The sequence below is a fragment of the Pectobacterium parmentieri genome, from assembly GCF_001742145.1.
GTDB classification, from domain to species: domain Bacteria; phylum Pseudomonadota; class Gammaproteobacteria; order Enterobacterales; family Enterobacteriaceae; genus Pectobacterium; species Pectobacterium parmentieri.
This window is the reverse complement of sequence record NZ_CP015749.1, coordinates 3,131,662-3,156,181: the sequence shown is the minus strand read 5'-3', so window position 1 is coordinate 3,156,181 and position 24,520 is coordinate 3,131,662. Positions and strand designations below refer to the sequence as shown.

Annotated in this window: 23 protein-coding genes; 8 read left to right on the top strand and 15 right to left on the bottom strand. The window is 50.4% G+C overall.

Annotated elements, in window-relative coordinates; all coding sequences use genetic code 11:
* Positions 1–16 precede the first annotated feature (16 nt).
* The 5 genes from A8F97_RS14335 to A8F97_RS14315 form a co-directional block, all read right to left on the bottom strand.
* Entirely contained in the window at positions 17–658 is a 642-nt protein-coding gene (locus tag A8F97_RS14335) for a DUF4310 family protein (protein ID WP_005971751.1), read from the bottom strand.
* 9 nt (positions 659–667) lie between these two features.
* The gene (locus A8F97_RS14330; protein ID WP_012822645.1) at positions 668–1,444 is read right to left on the bottom strand and encodes a DUF4311 domain-containing protein; all 777 of its coding nucleotides are present in this window, start codon (positions 1,442–1,444) and stop codon (positions 668–670) included.
* A gap of 66 nt (positions 1,445–1,510) precedes the next feature.
* Complete coding sequence (locus tag A8F97_RS14325) at positions 1,511–1,807, bottom strand: DUF4312 family protein (RefSeq protein WP_014698784.1); 297 nt, start codon at positions 1,805–1,807, stop codon at positions 1,511–1,513.
* A 2-nt stretch (positions 1,808–1,809) separates the two neighbouring features.
* Complete coding sequence (locus tag A8F97_RS14320; RefSeq protein ID WP_012822647.1) at positions 1,810–2,172, bottom strand: SFCGS family glycine-rich protein; 363 nt, start codon at positions 2,170–2,172, stop codon at positions 1,810–1,812.
* A gap of 10 nt (positions 2,173–2,182) precedes the next feature.
* Positions 2,183–2,521: a glycine dehydrogenase gene (locus A8F97_RS14315; RefSeq protein ID WP_071822829.1), complete on the bottom strand. Its 339-nt coding sequence runs from the start codon at positions 2,519–2,521 to the stop codon at positions 2,183–2,185.
* A 629-nt stretch (positions 2,522–3,150) separates the two neighbouring features.
* On the opposite strand from A8F97_RS14315, the gene A8F97_RS14310 reads away from it, so the two are divergent.
* Positions 3,151–4,161, top strand: coding sequence for an AI-2E family transporter (locus tag A8F97_RS14310; protein WP_005971767.1), 1,011 nt, complete (start codon positions 3,151–3,153; stop codon positions 4,159–4,161).
* Between the two features lie 180 nt (positions 4,162–4,341).
* On the opposite strand, the gene A8F97_RS14305 is transcribed toward A8F97_RS14310, so the two are convergent.
* Positions 4,342–5,868 carry an MFS transporter gene (locus tag A8F97_RS14305; RefSeq protein WP_012822650.1) on the bottom strand — a complete coding sequence of 509 codons (1,527 nt, stop codon included), beginning with the start codon at positions 5,866–5,868 and terminating at the stop codon, positions 4,342–4,344.
* 383 nt (positions 5,869–6,251) lie between these two features.
* Here A8F97_RS14305 and A8F97_RS14300 point away from each other — a divergent pair, with 383 nt between their 5' ends.
* Positions 6,252–6,626, top strand: coding sequence for a hypothetical protein (locus A8F97_RS14300; protein ID WP_012822651.1), 375 nt, complete (start codon positions 6,252–6,254; stop codon positions 6,624–6,626).
* Here A8F97_RS14300 and A8F97_RS14295 read toward each other — a convergent pair.
* Entirely contained in the window at positions 6,619–8,106 is a 1,488-nt protein-coding gene (locus tag A8F97_RS14295; protein WP_033070938.1) for a mannitol dehydrogenase family protein, read from the bottom strand. The genes A8F97_RS14300 and A8F97_RS14295 overlap by 8 nt on opposite strands.
* Before the next feature lie 321 nt (positions 8,107–8,427).
* Between A8F97_RS14295 and A8F97_RS14290 the strand changes: the two genes are divergently transcribed.
* Positions 8,428–9,708, top strand: coding sequence for an O-acetylhomoserine aminocarboxypropyltransferase/cysteine synthase family protein (locus tag A8F97_RS14290; RefSeq protein WP_012822653.1), 1,281 nt, complete (start codon positions 8,428–8,430; stop codon positions 9,706–9,708).
* A gap of 61 nt (positions 9,709–9,769) precedes the next feature.
* On the opposite strand, the gene A8F97_RS14285 is transcribed toward A8F97_RS14290, so the two are convergent.
* From A8F97_RS14285 to nifJ, 4 genes are all read right to left on the bottom strand, one after another.
* Complete coding sequence (locus A8F97_RS14285) at positions 9,770–10,837, bottom strand: L,D-transpeptidase family protein (protein ID WP_014698786.1); 1,068 nt, start codon at positions 10,835–10,837, stop codon at positions 9,770–9,772.
* A gap of 181 nt (positions 10,838–11,018) precedes the next feature.
* Positions 11,019–11,816 carry a deaminated glutathione amidase gene (locus A8F97_RS14280; protein ID WP_033070939.1) on the bottom strand — a complete coding sequence of 266 codons (798 nt, stop codon included), beginning with the start codon at positions 11,814–11,816 and terminating at the stop codon, positions 11,019–11,021.
* 21 nt (positions 11,817–11,837) lie between these two features.
* A complete protein-coding gene (cybB, locus tag A8F97_RS14275; RefSeq protein WP_012822656.1) occupies positions 11,838–12,374 on the bottom strand; it encodes a cytochrome b561 in 537 nt (178 codons plus the stop codon).
* Between the two features lie 300 nt (positions 12,375–12,674).
* A complete protein-coding gene (nifJ, locus tag A8F97_RS14270; protein WP_033070940.1) occupies positions 12,675–16,208 on the bottom strand; it encodes a pyruvate:ferredoxin (flavodoxin) oxidoreductase in 3,534 nt (1,177 codons plus the stop codon).
* Positions 16,209–16,603: 395 nt separating this feature from the next.
* Between nifJ and A8F97_RS14265 the strand changes: the two genes are divergently transcribed.
* Positions 16,604–17,029 (top strand): hypothetical protein, encoded by a 426-nt coding sequence (locus A8F97_RS14265; RefSeq protein ID WP_025919846.1) that lies wholly within the window; start codon positions 16,604–16,606, stop codon positions 17,027–17,029.
* 79 nt (positions 17,030–17,108) lie between these two features.
* Here the strand turns inward: A8F97_RS14265 and A8F97_RS14260 are convergent, their stop codons facing one another.
* Both A8F97_RS14260 and A8F97_RS14255 read right to left on the bottom strand, forming a co-directional pair.
* Positions 17,109–18,677 carry a glycoside hydrolase family 43 protein gene (locus A8F97_RS14260; protein ID WP_033070941.1) on the bottom strand — a complete coding sequence of 523 codons (1,569 nt, stop codon included), beginning with the start codon at positions 18,675–18,677 and terminating at the stop codon, positions 17,109–17,111.
* Positions 18,678–18,730: 53 nt separating this feature from the next.
* Positions 18,731–20,167, bottom strand: a complete 1,437-nt coding sequence (locus A8F97_RS14255) for a glycoside-pentoside-hexuronide (GPH):cation symporter (protein WP_005971794.1) — start codon at positions 20,165–20,167, stop codon at positions 18,731–18,733.
* Between the two features lie 519 nt (positions 20,168–20,686).
* Between A8F97_RS14255 and A8F97_RS14250 the strand changes: the two genes are divergently transcribed.
* Entirely contained in the window at positions 20,687–21,169 is a 483-nt protein-coding gene (locus tag A8F97_RS14250) for a GNAT family N-acetyltransferase (protein ID WP_033070942.1), read from the top strand.
* Positions 21,170–21,213: 44 nt separating this feature from the next.
* Here the strand turns inward: A8F97_RS14250 and A8F97_RS14245 are convergent, their stop codons facing one another.
* Positions 21,214–21,840: a LysE family translocator gene (locus tag A8F97_RS14245; protein WP_012822661.1), complete on the bottom strand. Its 627-nt coding sequence runs from the start codon at positions 21,838–21,840 to the stop codon at positions 21,214–21,216.
* Positions 21,841–22,384: 544 nt separating this feature from the next.
* Here A8F97_RS14245 and A8F97_RS14240 point away from each other — a divergent pair.
* The 3 genes from A8F97_RS14240 (at position 22,385) to A8F97_RS14230 (ending at position 23,995) form a co-directional block, all read left to right on the top strand.
* Entirely contained in the window at positions 22,385–22,714 is a 330-nt protein-coding gene (locus A8F97_RS14240; protein WP_025919847.1) for a DUF1493 family protein, read from the top strand.
* 212 nt (positions 22,715–22,926) lie between these two features.
* A complete protein-coding gene (locus tag A8F97_RS14235) occupies positions 22,927–23,418 on the top strand; it encodes a YhfG family protein (RefSeq protein ID WP_025919848.1) in 492 nt (163 codons plus the stop codon).
* Positions 23,411–23,995 carry a Fic/DOC family protein gene (locus A8F97_RS14230; protein ID WP_033070943.1) on the top strand — a complete coding sequence of 195 codons (585 nt, stop codon included), beginning with the start codon at positions 23,411–23,413 and terminating at the stop codon, positions 23,993–23,995. Before A8F97_RS14235 ends, A8F97_RS14230 begins: the two co-directional genes overlap by 8 nt.
* Before the next feature lie 162 nt (positions 23,996–24,157).
* Here A8F97_RS14230 and A8F97_RS14225 read toward each other — a convergent pair whose 3' ends face one another.
* A complete protein-coding gene (locus A8F97_RS14225; protein WP_033070944.1) occupies positions 24,158–24,517 on the bottom strand; it encodes a hypothetical protein in 360 nt (119 codons plus the stop codon).
* Between the last annotated feature and the right edge of the window lie 3 nt (positions 24,518–24,520).

Genomic DNA, 24,520 nt, shown 5'->3' with positions numbered 1-24,520 from the left:
TCAGTGCCCGTGTGTGTCAGAGGGCGATTGGGAAGAGGGAGCCCAGCAGCATCGCCCCCAAGATCGCGCCTCCGGTGATCGGCTTTTGCCAGAGATAGAACAGCAGTGCGCCTACTAAAGAACCGATGCCGATTGGAATTGAAGCTGTCATCGCGCTGAGAATGATCAACGGGCCAAGGAAGCGACCAGAGGCGTTACCCGCGCCCATCATCACATCTGCACCGTAGGTAGAGTCGCTTTGGTTGATAGTAAATTTACGAGCCAGAATAATCAGGTAGCCAATCGCCAAACCGATCACCAGACCCGTCGCCAGAGAAGCAACAAAGTTCGCAACCGGGAACACAAAACCTGCACCGAGTAATAGTGCCGGAACGCCGAGACCCACACCGGTCTGGATTGCGCCGCCGATATCAAGGATCCCCACCAGTGAACCCTCGATAATACGGGCGAACAGGAAACTGGCACCGAATGCCGCTACCGCACCGTAGACACCGGTATCCATCCCGGCACGCAGCATTGATACGAACGCGACTTCATTAAACGCGCCAATGCCGTACAGGTAATACATATGTGTCCCGGCGAAAACGCCGGAAGAGAGCAGGCCGACGAAAATCGGGAATGACCAGTCGGCGTACCAAAAGCCTTTATTCTGTTCCATCGTCTTTCCTTATTTACCGCTGAGCGAATTGTGGATGAGCTCCAGCCAGTTTGGCGCGCTCAGGTTGAAGGATGCGATCACTTTCAGATCGAAACCGCGGAAGAAGGCGCTCAGCACGAACAGCGCAACAATTGCTGTCATCATCACTTTGGTAACGCGGTTCCAGCCGCTCTCTTCCACACCTTTACCAATCAAAATACCCAGAACCAATCCCGGTACGGCGTTACCCATAATCAGTTGTGCTGAGCCGCCGAAAACGGTGGCCCAGAAGCCGGACTTTTTGCCTGCGTCAATTGCAGCTAGCCAGAAGATCACCGGCATCACGATGTTCACTAGTAGATTGGCTGCGGGAACCAGCACTTTAACGGCGGTCACCTGTAGTGCTGCGGGTACGGAAGAGGCAGTCAAATTAAGGAAAGTCACCACGATCATGCCAATCAGACCGCAAGCAATGGCCATCTTTTTGGGATCGTGTAGGGTTTCGCCAACATTACGGTTTCTCACCATCAATGCCGCCGCGCCCCAGTTTGGGATAATGCGGTGGTCAACATCCTGAGTGAAAGACCCTGCCGCAACGGAGGATGCCCAGGCGTTAAAAAAGAAGCCCAGCCCAAAGGAGAAATGTGACGCCGGATCCCCTTCACAAGAGTTTAGTTCGCCCAGTGTACGAAATGCGCCCATCCCCTGAGTGGTAGGCGCATGAAACATGCGTGCAGCCCCTGCGCCAACGCCGACGCCAACTAGGCCGCCAATGATGAGCGATTTTATTAGTATGATTAAGAACATCAGTCAGCCCTCTTCTATCTTGCCAATCCGCCGCCCTGCGGGGCGAAAAACTGGATATGCGTTGAGTTATGCCGTGACAAAATCCACTTTATCGAGATTGATGGCGGTCACGTTGACGGTAACGTCCAGCTCCACGCTGTACGTGCGTCTTTCTCGACGCAGAAAGAGGAACAAAAACGCCTCTTTACGCGCCGTTTCGTGCGCATGAACAACCTGCACTTCCTGTGGTTCAATACGCAGTAAAATATGCGGTGATGCCTTCATCACCGCGGTTTGAACATGGTTCAGTGCATCGGCGAAGGCGCGTGCTTTCTCATCACCTTTTCCTTTAACCCTGACAGTGGTGGTGAATTGTTCTTTCATGGTTATACGCCGTACTTTTTTTGCCACGCCAGTACCAGACGTTCGCCTAATTCTTCTTTATCCATAAAACCGAATCCTAGTACGTTGCAGCCTTCGTTGATGGCGGTGACACCCTCCTCAACAGAGCGCATGCCGTATTTGGCTTTGTAGCCGTATTTATTCTGCGCAGTGATGGCACCTGCGCCGCCACTACCACAAAATGAAATACCGAAGGTTGCGTTTTCCGCTTTCATCACATCACCCAGCTTCATATCCGCTGCGACGCCGGGTACGACAACCGCGCGGCCTCCTGCTTTTTCAACACCTGCTGCCACTTTCTGGCCTTTACCTAAACGATCGCCAATGACGACAGTAATCTGTTCCATCTTCCGTTCCTTATAGGTTATTTTTTGCTACTTCAAAGTGGACTGACAGCAGCCAGGCCTCTTCCTCTGGGAGGTTGCCAAATTCCTCCACCACATCGTGGGCAAGACCCATCGACTCTGGCGAAATTTCGTCAAACAGGCTGGCGTCCACATCCGGCAGCGGTTCGCCGGTCACGGACCGGTGAGCCATCGCGCGGACGTGAGAAGTTAGCATCTGTTGCTGTACTGCGTTCGGTGTGATGTCGTGGTGGTTTAGCAACGTGTAAATTTGCGCCAGCATACGCTCGGCAAGGGTTGCTGTTTGCTCCGCCCGATCTCCAACGTCGTTCATTACCGCTCCGTTATTCACTCGTCTTACCCCATTAATGGCCTCGGTATAAAGCTAACGTTTGACGTTAAGAGTTTGTAGCGAGTAATTTTCCACTTCTAAGTGGAAAGGTGGGTGTCTTGAGTGATCTGCGCCACAAAAGTCGGCCTGGCAGGGATATACCACGACGAAATACGTATTTTATTGACTGATATTTCATGTAGATTCTGCTGTTGCGAATCTACGGATTTCGGGCGTTTTTCCGCGACAAGAGACCGATCGCTTACTTGATGCAGTGGCACAGACGCTACCCGTGAAGGTGACAACGTGTTTTTCCTGGTGGATTGATATCCGTCCGAGCTAAAACACTGCTGGTATTTCACCGATAAAACACCAAAAATACTCTTCGTTTGTTATGCCCTAAATAATTCGAGTTACAGGAAGGCGGCAAGGGAAGGAGTCCCGATGAGCTTACTCAAGTAAGTGATTTGGGTGACTGGACGAAGCCAACGCACATGCAGCTTGAAGTATGACGGGTATATCTGGTTGGTTATCACTCGCAGAATAGACATAAATCTAGCGCATATATATCAATCTGTTGATGCCGAAAAAGGCGTAGCATACTCCACAAAGGGTATTCTCGGCGTTGCCTCTTCATACGGGATGTCATCATGCAGTTACTGAACCTGAAACAAGCTCGCCTGCTGAGCTTTTTCTTTATTATGGGTGGCCTGTTTATATTGCTGCCTTTACGCTTGCTGGCCTGCTTTATTGCCGGCTTTTTGGTGTATGAAATAGTCAATTTGCTGACCCCCTATTTTCAGCGGGTCATCAGCGGTAAACGTGCCCGCTGGATTGTGGTTGCAGTAATCAGCACGCTGGTGGTCAGCCTGTTAAGCCTATTGTTCGGCAGCTTGGTCGGGTTGTTGATGCAGGAAATGAAGGATACCGCTGCGTTCAATGTGCGTATTGGCTATATCCTCAATGATATCCAGCAGCAGATTGTTCACTACTTACCGGGATATTTGCCTGTCAGTATCGAAGAGCTTCAGCATGAGTTGCTGCAATGGGTTCAGGCACACATTGTGATGTTGCAGAACATGGGGAAAAGCTTCCTGCATGGATTTGTGACAATGCTTATTGGTATGGTTCTTGGGGCGATTGTCTCACTTTATAACGTCGATCAGGACACGGAAAAACCGTTACTAAAAGCGGAATTGCTACGTCGGGTTTCTCTGCTGTCGGCATCGTTTCGCAATATTGTTTTTGCCCAGGTGAAAATTTCTGCGGTTAACACGGTGCTGTCTGCTATTTTTATTCTTGGTGCTCTGCCGCTGTTTGGTGTTCATCTACCGTTTGCCAAAACGCTGGTAGTGCTCACCTTTGTTTTTGGCTTGCTACCGGTTATCGGTAACCTGATTTCCAACTCGATCGTTTTTCTGTCTGGTTTATCCCTTTCGTTGCCGATCGCGTTGGTTGCACTGGTGTATTTGATGCTGATTCACAAGTTTGAGTATTTCCTGAATGCACAAATTGTCGGGACGAGGATCAAAGCACACGCGTGGGAAATCCTATTGGCGATGCTGGTGTTTGAAGCGGCATTCGGCTTGTCTGGTGTAATTGCCGCCCCGATATACTACGCCTACCTGAAAAGTGAATTGAAAGAAGCTGCGCTGATTTAACCCTGCATTTCGGCAGGTGATTGACACGATCGCCTGCGATGTCTGGCTTACTTAGCTAATCAAAAAAACAAAATGAATCAGCCCAATACAAGATTGGGCTGATTGTTTTTAAGTGATGATGGCTTTTAACTGATGGCGGTTTTTAATGACCGCCTGTTTTCAATCGATGACGGGTTTCAATTAATGCTGTGCCGTCGCAACCTGTGGTTTTGTTTCTTCTGACTGAACACCTAACGGGTTGTTACCCCAGCACTTCTCATATTCCCAACCCGTCAACTCTTCCGCAACAGCACGAGCATGAGGCGGTATATCGCTAATGGCTCCACCCGCTTTGATACGCGCAATCTCTTCTAGCAGAATGCCGTGGTTCTTACGATCCAGCTTCATCTGCGTCGTGTAGTAAATTGCCACCAGCGCCAGAGCGATAACGCCCAGTGAGAACACGCCAACAATCGCCTGTACGGCAGATTCCGGCTGTACAGATTGCCCAGAGACAAAGCCGAATTGGCTCAGCGTCCAGCCCATTGCGAAGACAATAACGGAACGTACCATTTTGCCAGCAAACGTCATTGCACCTGCGTAAATACCCTCGCGGCGACGTCCGGTCAGGACTTCATCCACATCGGCCAGGAAGGTATAAACCGTCCAGGGAATGTAGTAGATACCACCAGTGCTCAAGCCAAATACAGCGGTAATGGCAAACAGGACGAAGATGGTCATGTCTTCTGACCAGTTCGCAAAATAGAGCGCGGCATAGGCCAATACGCTGACAATCACCACCATCAGTGCCAGACGGAACGGCCGTGCAAAGCCCATTTTCACGCAAATACCGATGAAGGCTGCGGTAGAAATGAGCTGCATGACCGAGCTGAAACTGTTGAGGTGTGACACCAACGCCGTATTCTGTTTCAGGCCAAAGACGATGAAGTAGGTAAATGCGGAAGCGAAAAGCCATTCAGCGCCGAAGCCAAACAGGTACATCCCCAGATGCTTGCGGAAAATACGCAGGCGGAAGGTGGAGGCCATATCTACGCTCAGCTTTTTCATGGCTTGCCACAGGCTGGACGTACTTTCACGGACGATTTCGTTTACCGGACGCTCCCAGGATGTCATATACAGTGAGATCATCGCCGTACACATAATGGCACCATAGACCAGACCGGTATAGAAGAAGGGGGTCGCAGAGTCTTTACCGTAGACGGCAATAAACTGTCCTGGAATGAATGCTGCCAGAAAATTGGCGATTTTACCGAAAATGGCTTTAGAACCTGTCAGCTTAGAGCGCAATTTAAAGTCGGAGGTCATTTCGGTAGCCAGCGTTTCATACGGCACCATGATCGAGGTATAAATCAGCTCGAACAGCACGTATGTCGCCAGATAGTACCAGAAGCCAAAGCCTTCAACCCACAGCATGGGGTAGACCAGAACCAAAGGGGCACCCAGCAAAATAAAGAAGCGTCGGCGTCCAAATCGGCGACCAATACGGGTGTTGTAGAAGTTATCGCTGATGTACCCCATGATCGGGTTACTGATAGCATCAATGATGCTGGCAACGGAGAAAATAGCAGCAGCTTGAACCAATGTTAATCCACAAAACGTGGTGTAAAAGTACATCAGCCATGCGCCGCTGATAGCGAGCGCGCCACTGCCAAGCAGGTTTGCACTGCCGTAGCAGAAGGTGTGTTTAAAAGAGATTGGTTTATTCATGATCAGCCTAATTACAAATATGAAACAATATTTCAGTTCAATTGAACTATCATTTCTTTATAATTTGCTCTATTGAAAAGAAAGTAAACTGACGATCACGCTTTCGAGTGCTTTTAATGACGATCTGTCAGGTTGATCATGAAATTAGATATTTTAATTTGCTTTTTATTTTTTTTTGATTTTTCTTTTGTGTTCTAAATTTACAAAATGTGTAGATTTATTACGATGAGGTGGTATGTATGCAAACGGGTGACGAGGAAATATTGAGCCCTGCCCGACAAATCGATAGCATAGTGTGTAATAACGCATTGACCTTATAGAGAAAATGTCGTCATCATCCCGAGCCGTGTGCTTTATCGTATTCCCTCATCAGGAGTTGTAACGTGAGTCATTTGCTGGTCTACGCCATTATTTATGTGATTTTTATTGCTGTAGTTGGGTTGTTTGCTTTTCAGGCTTGGCTACCTTCTTCGGCCCCGCGTGGGCTGAGAGATCGCGCGGGTATCTTGGTCGGGGTATTACGCTGCGGCACGTTGTTTCTTGTGGTTTCCGCATTGCAAATTTTGTTTCCCAACTCGCTACTGGATAAGCTCGTCTGGCTGATAGCCGTAGCGATGTTGGCGATCGCGGTTATTGGAGGGGGAATGAGTTGGTCAGCGCTGCCGTGGCTGGATGAAACAAAAGGCAAAAGCCGCACTCTGGGGCTGGGCATCCAAAGTGCGATTTACCTTGCGTTGCTTGGGTTTATTATTATTTAACGTCGTGTATCAGTGCGGCCACGGTGTTCTTTGCGCCGTGATCGCGCAGCTTCAGATAAGCCTGCGCGATAGCATTGAATACATCGTGGTTGACTGGCAGGTCTTCGCCGAAAATAGAACGAATATTGAGAAACGCACTGACCCGCTCGGCACTATCTGAGGTTTCCGAAACGATGAGCTCAAACTTGTCAGCCAACGGATCGCGAATTTCGATCGAGTTGCCCGCATCATCTTTTCCGCTGACATAGCGCATCCAACCCGCGATCCCCAATGCCAGAGCACGATAGTCTCCTCCATTGCGCACATGCCAACGTAGCGATTCCAACATGCGTTGAGGCAGTTTCTGTGAACCGTCCATTGCAATTTGCCAAGTCCGATGTTTGAGCGCTGGGTTGGAAAAACGAGCAAGCAACTGGACAGCGTAGTCTTTCAGATCGATATCCACCACGCTGAGCGTCGGTGCCTGCTCCAATAACATGAGATGAGACACCGCCCGACGATAGTTCTCGTCGTTCATACAATCGCTGACATGATTATACCCGGCGAGATAGCCAAGATAGGCTAAAAATGAGTGGCTGCCGTTCAACATACGCAGTTTCATTTCTTCAAACGGCAGGACATCATGTACTAGCTGTACGCCCGCTTTTTCCCATTCTGGACGTCCTGCGGTGAAATGATCTTCGATCACCCATTGAATAAAGGGCTCACAGGCTATTGCACAGGGATCGGTAACACCGAGGTGGTCTGCAATTTCCTGCAACGCTTCGGGCGTTGCCGCAGGAACAATGCGGTCCACCATCGTATTTGGGAAGGAAACATTAATCTTGATCCACTCGATCAGGCTCTGATCGTTGATTCTTGCAGATTCCAGTACGGCAGCTTTGGCCGTTTTACCATTCTCTGGCACGTTATCGCAGGAAAGAACGGTGAATGGCGCAATCCCGCGTTCGTGGCGTAAGCGCAGTGCTTCCGCCAGCAATCCTGGTACGGAGGCGGGGCGACGCGGATCGGCGAGATCCTGTTGAATCAGTTTATTGGTACGATCTAATTTGCCGCTCGAACCGTCCATGCAATAGCCTTTTTCGGTAATTGTCAGGGAGACGATGGCGGTTTCTGGTGCGGCAAGTTTCTCAATAATGGCATCAATGCCTTCTATTCTGGCATGTAGCGATTCACACACGGCACCGACGACAATCGGTTGATTGCCCGTTGCGGCTTTTTCCAGCACGGTAAACAGGTGATCCTGCTGGCGCAACGCATTGATCATGGTGTCGTCGCTGAATAACACGACCTCACAAATCCCCCAGTCTCCTCCCATCTTATTCAGAACGCGATCGGTGAGCAGCGCCTGATGAGCGCGATGAAAAGCGCCAAAACCGATATGGACGATACGCGGCTTTAGCGTCCGACGATCGTAGCGGGGGAATTGGATGCTGGCAGGCAATTCGCAGGTGGCGATATTTTTTATTTTATCAGTCATTTATTGCGCTTTCGGGTGGGGAGATCCATGACGTTAAAAGTAGCTGTGATTTGCAGACGGTGCAATACGATACGAGTAGATAGGTTACGATGCGCACATTTTTTCCTCTGCACAAAGTTTATCGCTTTTTCCGGTTCGGTACAGCGGTAGCGTGTGGTTTTGCGAGGGGGCTCCGGCGTAATAATGTAACGCTGAAATTTAGTCTTGTTTTTACTAACTTATCTCCATTTCTTCTACATCATCAAGTGCTTTTCCCGATTATAGTCTGCTATTTTGTCTCAATATTTTCCTCACTCCAACGATCAACAAAAGGTCCGTAAGATGAAACTGGAATCCCTCGCGCTACATCATGGTTATGAATCTGAAGCGACAACGAAGTCTGCCGCTGTGCCGATTTATCAGACAACCTCTTACACCTTTGACGACACGCAACACGGTGCCGATCTATTTGATCTGAAGGTGGCAGGCAATATCTATAGCCGTATCATGAACCCGACAAATGCGGTGCTGGAACAGCGACTGGCGGCCATTGAAGGCGGGGTCGGCGCGCTGGTGCTGTCGTCCGGCATGGCGGCAATTAGCTATTCGCTTCAGGCACTCACGCAGGTTGGGGACAATATCGTCAGCACCAGCCAGTTGTATGGCGGCACCTATAACCTGTTTGCTCACACATTGCCGCGTCAGGGGGTTGAGGTACGGATGGCCTCTTTCGATGATTTTACGACGCTGGAATCGCTGATTGACGAGCGCACTCGCGCGGTTTTCTGTGAATCGATTGGGAATCCGGCGGGAAATATCGTGGATATTGCCAAAATCGCGGAGATTGCGCACCGCCACGGTGTCCCGGTTATTGTTGATAACACCGTGGCGACACCCGTGTTGTGCCGGCCTTTTGAGCACGGTGCAGATATCGTCGTCCACTCGCTGACTAAGTATATTGGCGGTCATGGCACCACGATCGGCGGTGCGATTATCGATTCTGGCAAGTTTGACTGGGTTGCGAATAAAGCGCGTTTCCCGTTGCTGAACGAGCCCGATCCTTCTTACCACGGTGTGGTGTATACCGAAGCCTTCGGTCCGGCGGCCTATATTGGGCGCTGCCGCGTGGTGCCGCTGCGCAATACTGGCGCGGCACTTTCCCCTCATAGCACGTTCTTGTTGTTGCAGGGGCTGGAAACCCTCAGCCTGCGTATCGAACGCCATTGCAGCAATGCGGAGACGCTGGCTAGTTACCTGAATCAGCATCCGCTGGTGACGTGGGTGAATTATGGTGCGTTGCCGGATAGCCCATACAAAGCGAACTGCGACAAAATTACCTCAGGTAAAGCATCTGGGATTATCAGCTTTGGCATCAAAGGCGGTAAAGCATCGGGTGGTCATTTTATTGATGCACTGCAGATGATTTTACGACTGGTCAATATTGGTGATGCCAAATCGCTTGCGTGCCATCCAGCAAGTACCACGCATCGGCAATTGAATGCGGAAGAGTTGGCGAAGGCGGGAGTGAGTGAAGATCTGGTTAGAATTTCAGTGGGTATTGAGCACATTGACGACATCATCGCAGATGTGGCGCAAGCGCTGGAAGCTTCACAGAAAGATTAAACGGTAGGGCGTTTGAGAGAAGCGTTGGAAACCTAAGTCGGTTTCCAACGCATCATGGCGATTACGAACGGTTGGCGTTGGCCTCAGCCGTCGTTTGTGACTCAGCAGGGGCAGCGTTTTGTTCCGCGTTGAGACTGTGTTGCGGCTGTGCTTCTGGAGTGACTGGCGCAGCAACCGATTCAACCGGGATCGCTGGCGTGACTTCTTCGATCAAGCCATTGATTTTGGTCGGCATGCCAGAGCGTCTCTGGATTGCCTGATCCACTTCGCTTGTGTTCACGCTGGCATCGGCCAGAACCTTGCTCACTTTTGGCGTCATGCTGATCGGTGCCGGAGAATCAGAATGGAATTCTTCTACCGTGCGAGACAGCGGATTGTGAACTTCGACATAGCGTGAACCATCTGGCTCAACGGTGGCTTTCACTGGTTCATTGATGAACTGAACGCGTGTACCGACCGGAACGTTGTTGAACAGATATTTAATATCATCAGCACGCAGACGAACACAGCCGTGGCTGACACGCAGGCCAATACCAAAATTGGCGTTGGTGCCGTGGATTGCGTACAGGTTACCGATGTACAGTGCGTACAGCCCCATCGGGTTATCCGGACCTGCTGGGAACACGGCTTTCAGCGTTTCACCGCGTGCCGCATATTCTGCATGCATCTTCGCGGTTGGTGTCCAGGTTGGGCCCGCTTTCTTGCGCTGAACGGAGGTTGTCCAGTTAATCGGTGTATCTTTACCCAACTCACCAATACCGATCGGTAGCACCACCACGGTCTTGGAGCCTTTTGGATAATAGTACAGACGCATTTCTGCGCTGTTAATAACAATGCCTTCACGCGGTGCGTCTGGCAGAATTAACTGATGAGGGATCACCATTTTGCTGCCGGGAACGGGCAAGTAGACGTCCGCATCCGGGTTGGCTTCCATGATGTTGCTCAGCCCCATTTGAAACTGTGCTGCAAAATGCTCCAACGGCAGCGTGCTATCTTCCGGTACGGTGATTTCCAGATTCTCGCCTATTAGTCGGCTGTTAGCCGCAGGCAGAGGATAAACAACGGCAAAAGCGGCCTGGCTGAATGCGGCGGCTGCAAGAACTAAAGTAAAGATCGCGCGAATACTCATTTTCATTTCTTTATTTGAGTGATAAATGCGCCTCCGAATAGGGAGGCCGGGCTGCTAGGGTCGATAACGACCGGATGCGCATTATATGTGCAGAATGGCCTTTGAGGGAAACAACATGTGTAACTAATCACACTTTTTGACGTGTCAATAAGAGCACAGGTTTATCTAGTATATCGCCAACTCAGCGTTCCCCTTCCAGCATAGGTTTTGTAAAACGTCGATTAGCGAGTACCGGAAGAACCTGACGGGCGTGCGCCAGCCGTTCTGGCTGAATGTCGGCATAGACGAGCGCCGGAGTTTCCGGTGCCTGAACGACGACGACGCCTAAAGGATCAACGACCATGCTGTTGCCGATATTCTTGACGCCACATTCGCCAACGGCGACGAGGTAGGTGGTGTTTTCCAGTGCTCGTGCGCGCACCAGTAACTCCCAGTGCGCTTCTTTCAGCGGTCCCTTAATCCAGGCGGAAGGGAGAACGAGTACGTCTGCGCCGTCCAGCACCAGACGGCGTGCAAGCTCAGGGAAGCGAATGTCATAGCAAGTCATCAGCCCGACGTTCAACCCAGCGATGGTCAATAATGGCGGAATGGCTTCGCCTGCCAGAACGTTTTCCGATTCCTGTACGGAGAACGCATCATACAGATGCAGCTTTCGGTATTGGGCGATGATTTCACCGTTACGCAGCGCCAGCAGCGTATTCCAGACTTTTCCTTCGCCATTAGGAATATGCACGCACAGCATGGTTGTCATGTCGCTGCCTTTGCTGGCTTCCAGCAACTGCGATACAAACGGGCCATCAAGCGGTTGGGCGGCGGTGAGCACCATGTTGGGGTTGGTAATATCGCGAGCGAGCACACCTTCAGGCAGCACCAGCAGATCGGCACCGTTTTGTTGTGCTGCCGACATAAAGTCAGCGATTGTCGTGGCGTTTTGTTGCCACTCGCGGTCAACGGCGAATTGTCCCAGCGCGACTTTCATTCTTGCTCCTTCGTTGCCTGATTAATCACGCTTGGCGGGCATCATGCGCAGCAGCGTGTTGTCTTTCATGACATAGTGGTGGAACAGAGCAGCAGCGGTATGCAGCGCAATGAGCCAGTACCCTAGCGGTGCCAGCGTTTCATGCCAGCCAATCAGCGTTTCAGCCAGTTCAAAATTCGGCGTGCTTGACGTTGGCATACCGATACCAAAAAGCATCCAGTCCCGACCATTATAGTAGCGTGAAGCAACGCCCAAAATCGGTAGCGTGATAAACAGTAGATAAATGATGGCGTGAGTGAGTGAGCCCAGCGCACTTTGCAAACGGGACGGCGGTGGCGTAATGGCGGGTGAGGTATGGCGATGGCGTAACAGCAGACGGGCCAGCATCAGAACCAATATGGCTACGCCACAGCTAAAATGCGTAACAATCATCACAGTGCGTAGCAACGAACCTCGTTCAGCAAATCCACGTAATTCTATTGTCGCGTAGGTTACAACGAGCAACATAAAAACCAACCAGTGCAGTGCAATCTGCGATGGTGCGAACTTTCCTTTCATGTTTCATCCTCTGCTGCGTTGAAATCGATTTGACGCTATAACGAGCGAATAATCCTATAAAGTATAAGGTAACTCGCTTCTTGTCAGCCCCTCTTTACCCTGCCTGACAAACTGGGCTATCCGCGTTGGATTTTTTGGTATTCATCCTTGTTCGGCTCTCTGTTTATCGGGAGAGGGAGCAAATCAAATTGTATTGATGAGTCTGTGCGAAAGAGAAAGGTGAGAAGGGAATGGCAAAGGAAAAAGGATAATAAAAACGGTAAATAAAAAACCGGCCGAAGCCGGTTTGGAGGGGAAAGGTTATTCCTGCGGGTTTTTCTCTGCCTTGCCTGCCATCATAGTCAGGAAGTCAAAACGGCGGCGCAGATCCAGCTCCGCCTCTTCATAGAGTTGCGCGGTTTCTTCCGGCATCATGCTATTCAAGCGGCGAAAGCGTTGCTCTTTCAGCAGCGTTTCGCTCAGGCTGCTTGATGGTGGACGAGAATCCGTCACCAGCGCCGCTTTACCTTCTTCGGCGCGACGTGGATCGAAGCGATAGAGCGGCCAGAAGCCGGTTGCCGTTAACTGACGCATCTGATCGTGGCTGAATGCCAGATCGTAGCCGTGCTCTTCACACGGGCTGTACGCGATAATCAGTGACGGACCTGGCCAGGCTTCCGCTTCCTGAATCGCTTTCACCGTTTGGTTCAACTGCGCACCCAGCGAGATCTGCGCGACGTATACGTGACCGTACATCATGACGTTGATGCCCAAATCCTTACGCGCTTTGCGTTTTCCTTTCTCACCAAATTTGGTCACTGCCCCCAACGGCGTGGCTTTGGACTGCTGGCCGCCGGTGTTGGAGTAACACTGCGTATCCAGTACCAGCACGTTGACGTTTTCGCTTAGGCTCATGACGTGATCCAAGCCGCCGTAGCCGATGTCATACGCCCAGCCGTCGCCACCGATGAGCCAGATAGATTTATCGACAAAGTGGTCGGCTTCGCTTGCCAGCACGTTGGCATCGGTGTCATTGATGGCTGACAGCAATCCACGCAACTGTTCAATCTGCTGACGTCGCAGATCGGGCGCGATAGATGCTTCCTGTAACGCATTCACCAGATCTTGCGGCAGTTGCGGTGCTAATTTTTTGAGCAAACGCACGGCGCGCAGGCGGTGTTGGTCGACGCTCAGGCGGAAGCCCAGACCGAACTCGGCGTTATCCTCGAACAGCGAGTTCGCCCAAGCTGGGCCGCGGCCATTGGCATCGGTGGTCCACGGCGTGGTGGGCAGATTGCCACCATAAATAGACGAACAACCCGTGGCATTCGCTACCAGCAGACGATCGCCATAGAGTTGCGTCAGTAGCTTGATGTACGGCGTTTCGCCACAGCCTGAACAGGCACCTGAGTACTCGAACAGCGGCGAAATTAGCTGAGAAGTACGGATATCGATACGTTCCAGCGTGGATTTGTCGATTTCTGGTAATTGCAGGAAGAAATCGAAGTTCTCTTTTTCTGCTGTCAGATTATCCAGACGGGATTCCATATTGATGGCTTTGATTTCTGGGTTCTGGCGGTCTTTGGCCGGACAGACTTCCACACACAGGTTACAGCCAGTGCAGTCTTCTGGGGCGACCTGCAACACGTATTTCTGGCCGCGCATATCGCGTGCTTTTACATCCAGTGATTGCAGAGAAGCTGGCGCATTCTCCATCGCATCGGGCTGGACGACTTTGGCACGAATAGCTGAGTGCGGGCAGGCGGCGACACAGTGGTTACACTGCGTACAGAGTTGTGGCTGCCACAGCGGAATTTCTTCCGCGATATTGCGTTTTTCCCACTTGGTGGTGCCAGTCGGCCAGGTGCCATCGGGCGGCAGGGCAGAAACGGGCAGCGTATCGCCTAGCCCAGCCAGCATTGCCGCTGTGACGGTCTTGACGAAATCGGGCGCGGCATCGGAAACCACCGGTGGGCGTTGCGGGCTGTCTGGGTTGACAGCCTCTCGCGGGACTTCCGCCAGTGCTTCCAGCGTGGCGCTCAGTGCTTGCCAGTTACGCTCAACCAACTCCTGACCTTTACTGCCGTAGCTTTTGGCGATGGCAGTGCGCAGTTTTTCTACCGCTACATCCGCTGGCAGAATCTGTGACAGGTGGAAGAACGCCATCTGCATCACGGTATTAATGCGCGCCCCCAGATGGCACTCGCGGGCAATTTTGGCGGCGTTGATACTGTATACACGAGCATTACGCTGGTTGAGCCCAGCCTGCACTTCCTGCGGCAAACGGTGCCACAGATCGTCGCTGCTATACGGCGAGTTAATCAGGAAAACGCCGCCAGGCTTTAGCCGTTCGACCATGCTGTACTTGTCGATAAACTGCCACTGATGGCAGGCAACAAAATCAGCTTGGTCGATCAGATAAGCTGAGTTTATCGGATGCGGACCAACACGCATGTGGGAAACGGTCAGGCTACCCGCTTTCTTCGAATCATAGACAAAGTAGCCCTGTACAAACATCGGGGTGGTTTCACCGACGATTTTGATTGCGTTCTTGGTCGCAGAAACGGTGCCGTCACTACCCAAGCCGTAGAACAGGGCTTCGAGCGACGCACTGCTTGGAAAGTGCTGTTCCGATAATGGCAGAGACAGGTTGGTAACATCGTCATAAATCCCTACCGTGAAGCGAGGGCGTGGGTTAGCAAGTGCTAACTCATTAAAGATGGCCTGTATGCACTGCGGGGTAAATTCTTTGGAAGATAGCCCGTAACGCCCGCCAATCACACGTGGCATAAGTGAACGCTCACCTGCGGAGAACGCCTCTGCCAGCGTGGTCATCACATCGAGATACAGCGGCTCAGCCAGCGCACCCGGCTCTTTAGTTCGATCCAGTACTGCAATGCTCTTTGCCGTTTGCGGAATGACGCCCAGCAGATGTTTGGCGGAGAATGGACGGTACAGGCGAATTTTCACCACGCCAACTTTCTCACCGTGCGTCAACAGCGTATCAACCACTTCTTCGCAGGTGCCGACGCCGGAGCCCATCAGTATGACGACTTTGGTCGCTTCCGGGTGACCGTAGTATTCAAACGGCTGGTACTGGCGTCCTGTGGCGGCGGCGAAATCGTTCATCGCCTGCTCAACGTGCTCATAAGCTGCGTCATACCAGCGGTTAGTCGCTTCACGCGCCTGGAAGAAGGTATCTGGATTAGATGCCGTACCACGAATCACCGGACGCTCCGGTGTGAGCGCTCGCTCACGGTGTGCATCAATGGCCTGCTGTGGCAGAAGGTGGCGGATCACCTCATCACTCAGCGGCTCAATTTTATTAATTTCGTGTGAGGTACGGAAACCGTCGAAGAAATGGATAAACGGTAGTCGACTGTTCAGACTGGCGACTTGCGAAATCAGCGCAAAGTCCTGTGCTTCCTGCACATTGCTGGCGCACAGCATGGCACAGCCTGTCTGGCGTACTGCCATGACGTCCGAATGATCGCAAAAGATCGAAAGTGCATGTGTCGCAACTGTACGGGCAGCGACGTGCAGTACGAACGGGGTTAGCTCGCCGGCCAGCTTATACAACGTGGGGATCATCAGCAGCAAACCCTGCGATGAGGTAAACGTGGTGGCGAGTGTACCGGTCTGCAATGCGCCGTGGACGGTAGCGATCGCACCGCCTTCTGATTGCATTTCAACAACGCGTGGCGTGTCTCCCCATATATTCAGCCCGCCGTCGCTCGACCAGGCGGCGGCGTGTTCAGCCATGCTGGAACTGGGCGTGATGGGGTAGATGGCGATGACTTCATTGCTTCGCCACGCTACAGAGGCGACTGCGTTATTACCGTCGGTGGTGATCATGACTTATAGCCTTCTTGCTCACTAAGCCCTTTATTTTACATGGTCTTTTCGGGCGATGAAAATGACAGGGCATAAACGAAAATGCGATTTTTATCGGAGGATTATCGCATTTCAGGAAAAAAGAGGGTGGAACGATGTATGCGGAGTTGTATCAAACTGTATTTTATCTCCGTCATACTTCAAGCTATCTTTCTGTATGTTTCTTTCGTGATTAGGATTAAGAAGAGCCGCGTTTCCGAAAGATAGGCGTTATTATACACCGCAGAGCGGGTTGATGTCTTTTTGTACCTATTCAAGAGTACTGATGCATGATTTTGTTTGCTCATTACGGTCATGACAGGTAGCGTGCTTATATTAAAACAACATCAGTAATAAACGTATGAAGGAACCGAATGATGGCGAATGATGAAATAAAAAATAAATTGGTTTCCGTACTGGCTTCACAACAGGCGCAGGGAAAAACGCCAGAACAGGCCGTCGAGAACATCCTTCAGGCACTGGGTGGGCGAGTGGGGGATGTGTCCCGTATTTCGGTTTTGACGTCGACATTAATTGCCGATGTGCTTTATACCGTGTATCAGGATGCGACAACACACCAGCAGACTGCGGTGATTTTACGCAAGCTGGGTTACGCCGCCCGCGATATAACTGTTGCTTCACACGCCATCTATCCTCAGTTGACGGCTCAGGAAATCGGTCAGCTTTTGCAGAACTCGGATATTTATCCGGCGATCGATCGCGCTGCGTTACTCGATGCGCTGGTCTATGCAAACTTCCCCAAAGCAGAAAGTGAGCAGGCTGCCGATGCTCTCGGTATTTAATACTAAAACTCGCTAATACCAAAACTGCACCGAAGCGCAGACAGCCAGACTCGTGACCTTTCCTATAGCCGCTATCGGGTTATTGCTCGATAGCGGTGACGTTCACATTGTTGACCCAAGCGTGACTCCCACTATTTCCTCGTGCCGTCGTCAGTGCGTACAGCCCCACTTTAGCACCTACCCACTTGCCAGGGCCGGCAGCGAAGCTATCGTCAAACGTACAATATTCCCCGTTATTGCCCAGCCAGGCGAACTGACAAATGGCGTTTTGCCGCACGGTGACCCGCAGAGTGATGCTCTGCTGTCCAGGTAACACCGCTAAAGTCTTCTGGTGTTGTTCCAACTGCTGAGCATCACTCATCCAGCCGAATCCGGTTACCAATTCCAGACCTTCTGCGCTTTTCTCTACGCCGAGGAAAGCGAAACGCTCACCATAAATAATCAGGCCGCAGCGATCGCCCACCTGTTCCAGAACAGGTGTTAGATTCATCGTGGCCTCGAATTCCTCAGCCGGAAATTTTTGCATCAGCAAATTCGGTACGTCATACCATGAAGCTTCACCCGCGCGGGTAGGCATGGGCTGGCAGAATAGCTTAAGTCCCGGTTGGGTATGCGCTAACCAGCGTTCATCGGGGTTTGCTTGCCATTGCCATTGCCGCCCTAGTACCGCCGAAGAAAAATCGTCGGAGGTTAATGGCTGTTGCATGCTTACGGAGGCGTTTACGCGAGGTTTGGCGGCTTCCAACACCGGTTGCCCTAACCCTTGCGCATTATGCTGTTCACCGATCAGCGGCCAGTCGTCCTGCCAGCGCATCGGCTGTAGGTGGACGACTCGTCCATAGGCATGGCGATCCTGAAAATGTACAAACCAGCTTTCACCGTTATCTAATTCGACCCAGCCGCCCTGATGCGGGCCATTAACCGATGTGGTGCCCTGGTGCAGTACGATCCTGCTTTGCCACGGCCCATTCAGTGAGCGTGCACGCAGTACCGTTTGCCATCCGGTGGGAACGCCCCCCGCTGGTGCGAAAATGTAATACCAGCCGTTGCGCTTATACAGCTTCGGCCCTTCGATGGTGGGCTGTGTTGCCCGACCATCAACGACGATCTTTCCTTCATCGAGTAGAGCTCGACCATCTTCTGCCATTCGGCACAGTTGCAGCAGGTGTTTCTTACCGCTGCGGCTAAAGGCAAAAGCGTGGATTAGCCAGGCGGTGCCGTCGTCATCCCAGAACGGGCATGGGTCGATCCAGCCTTTAGCCTGCCTGAGACAATGCGGTGCGCTCCATTCGCCTTTGGGATCGTCAGCCTGCGACATAAAGATCCCTTCATCGGGCGTACTGAAAAACACCCAGAATTTTCCGGCATGATAGCGAATGCTGGGTGCCCATACGCCTTTTCCTGGCTGAAATTGTTCATATCCGGGCAGATCGAACCGGCTGAATACGTGATTGATTAACGTCCAGTTCACCAGATCCTGAGAATGCAGGATCGGTAACGCAGGCATGTGGTTAAAGCTGGACGACACCATGTAAAAATCGTCGCCAACGCGCACGATGTCAGGATCGGAATAATCGGCGCATAAAATCGGATTCTTATAGCGTCCGTTACCCAAATCTGGGTTCCAGGGAGAATGTGCTGTACTCATGTCATCATCCTGATAGTAAAGGGCGGGCAGCGCGCTACCCGCAGATATCGCGATCAGGCTGCGCCTTTTGGCGTCAGGCCCTGATCGACAGGAAGTTCGCTTTCCGCCGCGCGGTCGGCTGTGTTGTGGCGTTTCGCCAGATCGGCCTGAATAGTTTCCATCGTTTTATCGTCCAGCTTGTAAAAACGTACCAGCCAATAAAGTACCAGATAGGAAAGTGATGGACCGATGCTCAGTAAGCCGATAATACCCGCTGTGGCGAGTGGCGTTTGTGTGGGGGAACCCGCCACATAGCCGAACCAGCCGAGTGAAAAACCGACGATGGCTCCCGCAATTGCCATACCCAGTTTCAGGGCGAACAGATTGCCAGAGAAAGAGAGACCAGTAATGCGGCGGCCCGTTTTCCACTCGCCGTAATCGGCGGCGTTGGCCATCATGTTCCATTTGAACGGTTGGTACATCTGGTGGAAAAAGCCGATCAAAAAGTAGAGCGGGAAGACGACAGCCAGCCACTGTGGCGGCACCATGAATAAGATGATGCCGACAAACACCAGCAACAGGTTGATATTTTTGAACAGACTTATGCTGCTGAAGCGTTTACCAAAATAACCCGCCATCATCGCACCAATAATGGTGCCGACGACGCTGGTGGTGATAAACGCGGATTTCATCGCCGTTCCGGCTGCGCTGCCTTGTTCCGGCCCTACCATCAGGTAGGTTGCATAATACAGCGTCGCCGCGCCGCGCATGACGCCTGCCATGCTGGAAAAGAAGGTAATAATAGCCACGATGCGCCACTGATCGTTGCTCAGCAGATTTCTGACATCGTCCCAGACGTTCTGATTTTTATCTACGGCAGGGTTGATGCGTTCGTTTGTGGTGAAGAAGCAAAAAAACAGCATCACAACAGCCAGACTACCCATAATCATCATGGTGCCCTGATAGCCTAATTGTTTGTTGGTGCCGCCAATCCAGTCGACTAGCCACAGCGTGCCGACCGATACCAATAGCCCTGCCATTGAAGAAATGGTAAAGCGATACGACTGCGCGGAAATTCTGTCTTTTTCATCGCTGGTGATGACACCGCCGAGTGAGCAGTAAGGAATGTTGATAAAGGTGTAGAACAGCATCAGCAACGTGTAAGTGATGTAGGCATAAACCAGTTTACCGGTGCCATTCAGTTCCGGTGTGGTGTAGGCCAACACGGCAATCACGGCGTAGGGGACGGCAAACCAGACCAGCCACGGGCGAAAGTGCCCCCAGCGTGTCTTGGTGCGGTCTGCAACTAGGCCAATCAGCGGGTCAACGATGGCATCCAGCACGCGAGTTACTAGAAACATCACCCCCACTGCGGCGGCGGAGATGCCATAAATATCGGTATAAAAGTAGGTAAGAAACATGGTTACGGAAGAATAAACGATGCCACAGGCGGCATCGCCCATGCCAAAGCCGATTTTCTCCGCAACGCTCAGCTTATTATTGTTGGTCATTGGAAACTCCAAAAGAGGATTGAGGAACTTCTTGCTAGGCTCGTGGCTATTGTTATCCCCTTAGTAGAGGATTAACTATTGCGGATTTTATTAAGAAGGTTACGTTTCTTGGTATGTGTTAGACAGGTCACAAAAAAATGATAATAAAAGCAGCGTAACCAGAAGATATGCAGAGCTATTTCCATTTTATATCAATGTATTAATGTGGTCTTTTTTTCGTATTATCTGTATGACAAGTTATCTTGTGATCTATTTATAAGAGTGATAGCGACCCGTAGGCGCGTTCTGACTGCCGATGCGCTCATTGCCAGTTCTTTTGCCGCAGCGGCGACGGATTGATGTGGGTACACGCAGTGAAACACCGCCAGCAAGTTTAAATCGATACGGTGTAAATCCAGGTACATGATGTTCATCAGTCGCTGTAGAAAATGCAGTTCATACAGTATTTTTAATCCGGTAGCATGGTAAGCCTTAGCTATTGTTGATACTGAAAAGTTAGCTCCGGAGAAAAGACGCTTTATGAATATTGTCATCCGCCCTGCGCAGAAATCAGATGCGAGCGTGATTTTGGATTTAATCATTGAATTGGCCGTATATGAGAAGGCGCGCCATGAAGTGTTAGCCTCGATTGAAGATATTGAGAATTCGTTATTTGGCGAGGGCGCGACGGCTGAAACGCTGATCTGTGAGATTGACGGCAAGCCCGTCGGCTATGCGATTTTCTTCATGAGCTATTCAACCTGGCTGGGGAAATATGGCATCTATCTGGAAGATCTCTATATTGGGCAGGCGTATCGTAATGCGGGAGCGGGTAAAGCGCTGCTGAAACAGATTGCGCGTCTCGCGCAGGAAAGACAGTGCGGACGGCTAGAATGGAGCGTGTTGGACTGGAACCAACCTGCGATCGATTTCTACAAAAGTATTGGTGCGAAGCCGCAGGATGAGTGGGTTCGTTATCGGCTGGATGAGAAGGGCATTGCTGATTTCGTTACGGCATCGTAACGACGTGGCTCCTGCTGGCTTTGAGGCAGCAGGAGCCATATTGCTTAGCGCGTTGACGCCGCTAGTGTGGTGCCTGCCAGAATAAAGATCCCACCCGTTGAGCGGTTGAACAGCTTGATGCGGCGTGGATTGGAAAACAGGCCCGATAAACGGCGGCCGGTGCAGGCATAGATAAACATGATGCTGAAATCGAAGAAAGCCCAGGTTACCGCCAGAATGATGAGCTGTAAGGCGTGCGGGGCGTTGGTATCGATAAAATTGGGGAACAGTGCCGCGAAAAACAGCAGATCTTTAGGATTACTGATCCCAACGAGAAAGCCTTTGCGGTATAGCGGAAACCAACCTGGAGCCCCTGTTTCCTGCACATCCTGCTCCGCTGTGGTCATATCTTTGGAACGCCATGACGCGATGCCTAACCAGATGAGATAAACCGCACCAATAATTTTTAATGCGATAAATGCGGTGGTTGACGCGGCAAGGATGGCACCTAACCCCAATGCTGAACAGGACATCAATATCATTGCCGCGCTGACTCCGCCGAGTACGGTTGCTGTTGCACGTGACGCGCCGTAGCGTAAACCGTGCGACATGCTAATTAAGGCAGACGGGCCCGGAATGGCAATCAGGGCGATGATGATCCCTGTATAAGCCAGCCAGAGGTGAAGGCTCATGATTTCTCCTGCGTGTAGTTCACTGTGAAAGCGTGATTGAGAGCGGCGATGTAATGCGAGATATATTTACATACATATCGCTATTTTCCAACGCGCGATAGTAACAGAAAAAGGGGCTGACGGCGTTCCCCTTCTTATCAACATCCTGTTGCCAACGCAGGTGTGGGCGGAATGCCACTTGCTGTTAGATCATAAAGGAGTATTAATTTTTAAACACAACCTTTTGTTCATAACCATTTTCTTCGATCACACAGTACGTGCTTCCTGGCGGTGCTTTTTATGTAAAAGGGGGAAATATCTAATTGCTCTGTCATTCCAACATGGAAATCGACAATGAAATAGGTGTTGGAGAGCGAGCCTGAGCGATATACCCAAATGTCCCCTTGACCACAGGCAACATCATCAAAATAGTGATCGCACACTGTGCACAGGTTCACATCAATATATAACAGGCTTAAAACGGTCTGCATTTTTTTACCTGGCTAATCTGCTTGTGTATAATTAAAGACAAACGATTTTCACCCTACAGTACATTAAAACTGACATGAGCGAGAAAAATACTGAAAATGAGGTTATTCAATACCTCATGGAGCATTACCCTATTAGGGCTCATTGGTTTAAATCCGGTATTAAGCAAGTCACTAAAGACTGGACATTGCAGGACGATTATCTGTTTCTGCCGGAAGATGCGCACGATTTCCTTCTCGATGTATTCGGACATTTTAATATCGATTATTCAAATTTTGAGGGAAGAAATTATTTTGCATATGAGTACCCAATCTGGCAAAAGAAACCACTACCGAAGGCGTTAAAACCGCTTACTGTCGGGATGATCATTGAGTCAGCTAAAGCAGGGAAGTGGTTATACGATTAGAGGCATGGACGTGACGCCAAAATAAAAAGATTTTGCACAAAACTGTTCACTCTCTTCATCTTTCATTTTTTATCTTTATTTTTAGTGAGTTAAGTGGTTAACAGTGAGTGAACAGGTGACGAGTCACTCATCACACATGCAGGTAAAATACGCCTGGGTCGTAATTGTGGTACTCTTTATCGCATATATATGCGGATTAAAGGTGAAAGCCCATGCGTTATGAAATGGCGGTACTCGCGGCTCTGGTACAAGAGAATTCTCCTAATACGCAATCTATCGTCACCGCTACGGGTATCTCTGAAAGAAAAGTACAGGACGTGTTAAACACGCTCCAGTCAACGATGGATATCAACATATCACGCGAGAAAAATGGCAAACGGCAAGCCTTGTCTATCTCGTCATGGGGCGTGTTTGGCGACGGGGAACGGTTGATCGAGAAATTGAAAAATACCGATCTGTCGATATTTAAACAGCACCGGAAAATCACGACAAAAGCGTTGCCAGACAAAACGCGATCCCCACTTATGGTGACGCTGGAAGAAAAGCGTGATTACTACAATCAGGTGAAACTCAAAAACTATCGGGACAGTATGCGTCTTGAAGGATTCAGCGTTGAGGATACGCCACTTCCAAGCGACAAGCAGGACAGAGAGGCGCTGAGAAAAAATCTGATAGCCATGTATAAGGCGAGTGGTTATGCCTGATAAATATGGCTCAGGGCAAGATCCTTATACCTATCCTGATAGCGATATCCTGATAAATAAACTCGGCATCAACGATGACAGTAAATTTGACGATGCGGAACGTCAACTATCCGAACTGGCCGTTCTCGATATTGAATTTGAAGAGCCGCCTTACGATCTGCATTATTGGTGTGGTCTGCACGGGAAAATATTCGGGGATTTATTCGATTGGGCAGGAGAAATACGGTGTATCGATATTTCTAAAGGTCAAACACGTTTTTGCACCGCATCCCGTATCGAAATTGAAGCCAATAAAATTTTTACGCAGCTATCCAATGATGCTTTTTTACAAGGCTTTGAGCGCCCAGCGCTAATAATTCAGTTAGCAGAATATTATTCAGATTTGAATGTGATTCATCCGTTTCGGGAAGGCAATGGACGTTCTCAGCGTTTATTGTTCGAGCATATGATTATTAATTGTGGCTATGGTGTTTCTTTCGAAAAGATTGGCATTCAGGAATGGTTAGAAGCTAATGTAGCCGGATACCATGGCAATACTCGACCATTAGCCGATATTTTTGATAAAAGTATTCTCTGACGTCCCAATAAAAAGATTTCCTGTGGGAAATTGAAGTTTAGCCATAAGTATATATTTTAATTTATTTTAAACTGTTGTTGTTTTTTCATATAACTAAAATAAAAAGTCACTCTGAAAAATAATCTGCGTATGGCAATAGAGTTTCGCTTGATGTGCCGGTTTTTAGTGCTGGGAGTGCTGTAAATTTAATTTTGCTTTACGGCGCTCCAATACCATCATTTTTCGTGTGTGTTGCCATAGAATCCCATCTAGTCGCATAAACCCGCGCCACGCGGCTGTACCCAAAGAAAGAGATCTGTGCATCAACTCGCCTACACGTTCAGCAAGGAGCAGGTTTCTTACACGTAGCAATTGCAACGGTGTAAATCGCCCATTATCACCCGACAAAGGAAAGAATGCCTGGCGGCTGCGTTCCCCATGTTTCACCGCATTGGTGTTACCAATTGGAGCGCCCGCGCCTATACGTTTCCCGCCCCAGCCGGACGATCTTGATTGTTGGCTATATTTTTTATCGCTTTTCATGAC

Coding starts and splice junctions, on each gene's coding strand:
- A8F97_RS14280 (WP_033070939.1), bottom strand. CDS start 11,816: ATGAAAGTCGCGCTGGGACAATTCGCCGTTGACCGCGAGTGGCAACAA.
- A8F97_RS14250 (WP_033070942.1), top strand. CDS start 20,687: ATGAATATTGTCATCCGCCCTGCGCAGAAATCAGATGCGAGCGTGATT.
- A8F97_RS14320 (WP_012822647.1), bottom strand. CDS start 2,172: ATGGAACAGATTACTGTCGTCATTGGCGATCGTTTAGGTAAAGGCCAG.
- A8F97_RS14330 (WP_012822645.1), bottom strand. CDS start 1,444: ATGTTCTTAATCATACTAATAAAATCGCTCATCATTGGCGGCCTAGTT.
- A8F97_RS14305 (WP_012822650.1), bottom strand. CDS start 5,868: ATGAATAAACCAATCTCTTTTAAACACACCTTCTGCTACGGCAGTGCA.
- nifJ (WP_033070940.1), bottom strand. CDS start 16,208: ATGATCACCACCGACGGTAATAACGCAGTCGCCTCTGTAGCGTGGCGA.
- A8F97_RS14310 (WP_005971767.1), top strand. CDS start 3,151: ATGCAGTTACTGAACCTGAAACAAGCTCGCCTGCTGAGCTTTTTCTTT.
- A8F97_RS14325 (WP_014698784.1), bottom strand. CDS start 1,807: ATGAAAGAACAATTCACCACCACTGTCAGGGTTAAAGGAAAAGGTGAT.
- A8F97_RS14230 (WP_033070943.1), top strand. CDS start 23,411: ATGCCTGATAAATATGGCTCAGGGCAAGATCCTTATACCTATCCTGAT.
- A8F97_RS14260 (WP_033070941.1), bottom strand. CDS start 18,677: ATGAGTACAGCACATTCTCCCTGGAACCCAGATTTGGGTAACGGACGC.
- A8F97_RS14335 (WP_005971751.1), bottom strand. CDS start 658: ATGGAACAGAATAAAGGCTTTTGGTACGCCGACTGGTCATTCCCGATT.
- A8F97_RS14235 (WP_025919848.1), top strand. CDS start 22,927: ATGCGTTATGAAATGGCGGTACTCGCGGCTCTGGTACAAGAGAATTCT.
- A8F97_RS14245 (WP_012822661.1), bottom strand. CDS start 21,840: ATGAGCCTTCACCTCTGGCTGGCTTATACAGGGATCATCATCGCCCTG.
- A8F97_RS14240 (WP_025919847.1), top strand. CDS start 22,385: ATGAGCGAGAAAAATACTGAAAATGAGGTTATTCAATACCTCATGGAG.
- A8F97_RS14225 (WP_033070944.1), bottom strand. CDS start 24,517: ATGAAAAGCGATAAAAAATATAGCCAACAATCAAGATCGTCCGGCTGG.
- A8F97_RS14295 (WP_033070938.1), bottom strand. CDS start 8,106: ATGACTGATAAAATAAAAAATATCGCCACCTGCGAATTGCCTGCCAGC.
- A8F97_RS14265 (WP_025919846.1), top strand. CDS start 16,604: ATGGCGAATGATGAAATAAAAAATAAATTGGTTTCCGTACTGGCTTCA.
- cybB (WP_012822656.1), bottom strand. CDS start 12,374: ATGAAAGGAAAGTTCGCACCATCGCAGATTGCACTGCACTGGTTGGTT.
- A8F97_RS14255 (WP_005971794.1), bottom strand. CDS start 20,167: ATGACCAACAATAATAAGCTGAGCGTTGCGGAGAAAATCGGCTTTGGC.
- A8F97_RS14285 (WP_014698786.1), bottom strand. CDS start 10,837: ATGAGTATTCGCGCGATCTTTACTTTAGTTCTTGCAGCCGCCGCATTC.
- A8F97_RS14290 (WP_012822653.1), top strand. CDS start 8,428: ATGAAACTGGAATCCCTCGCGCTACATCATGGTTATGAATCTGAAGCG.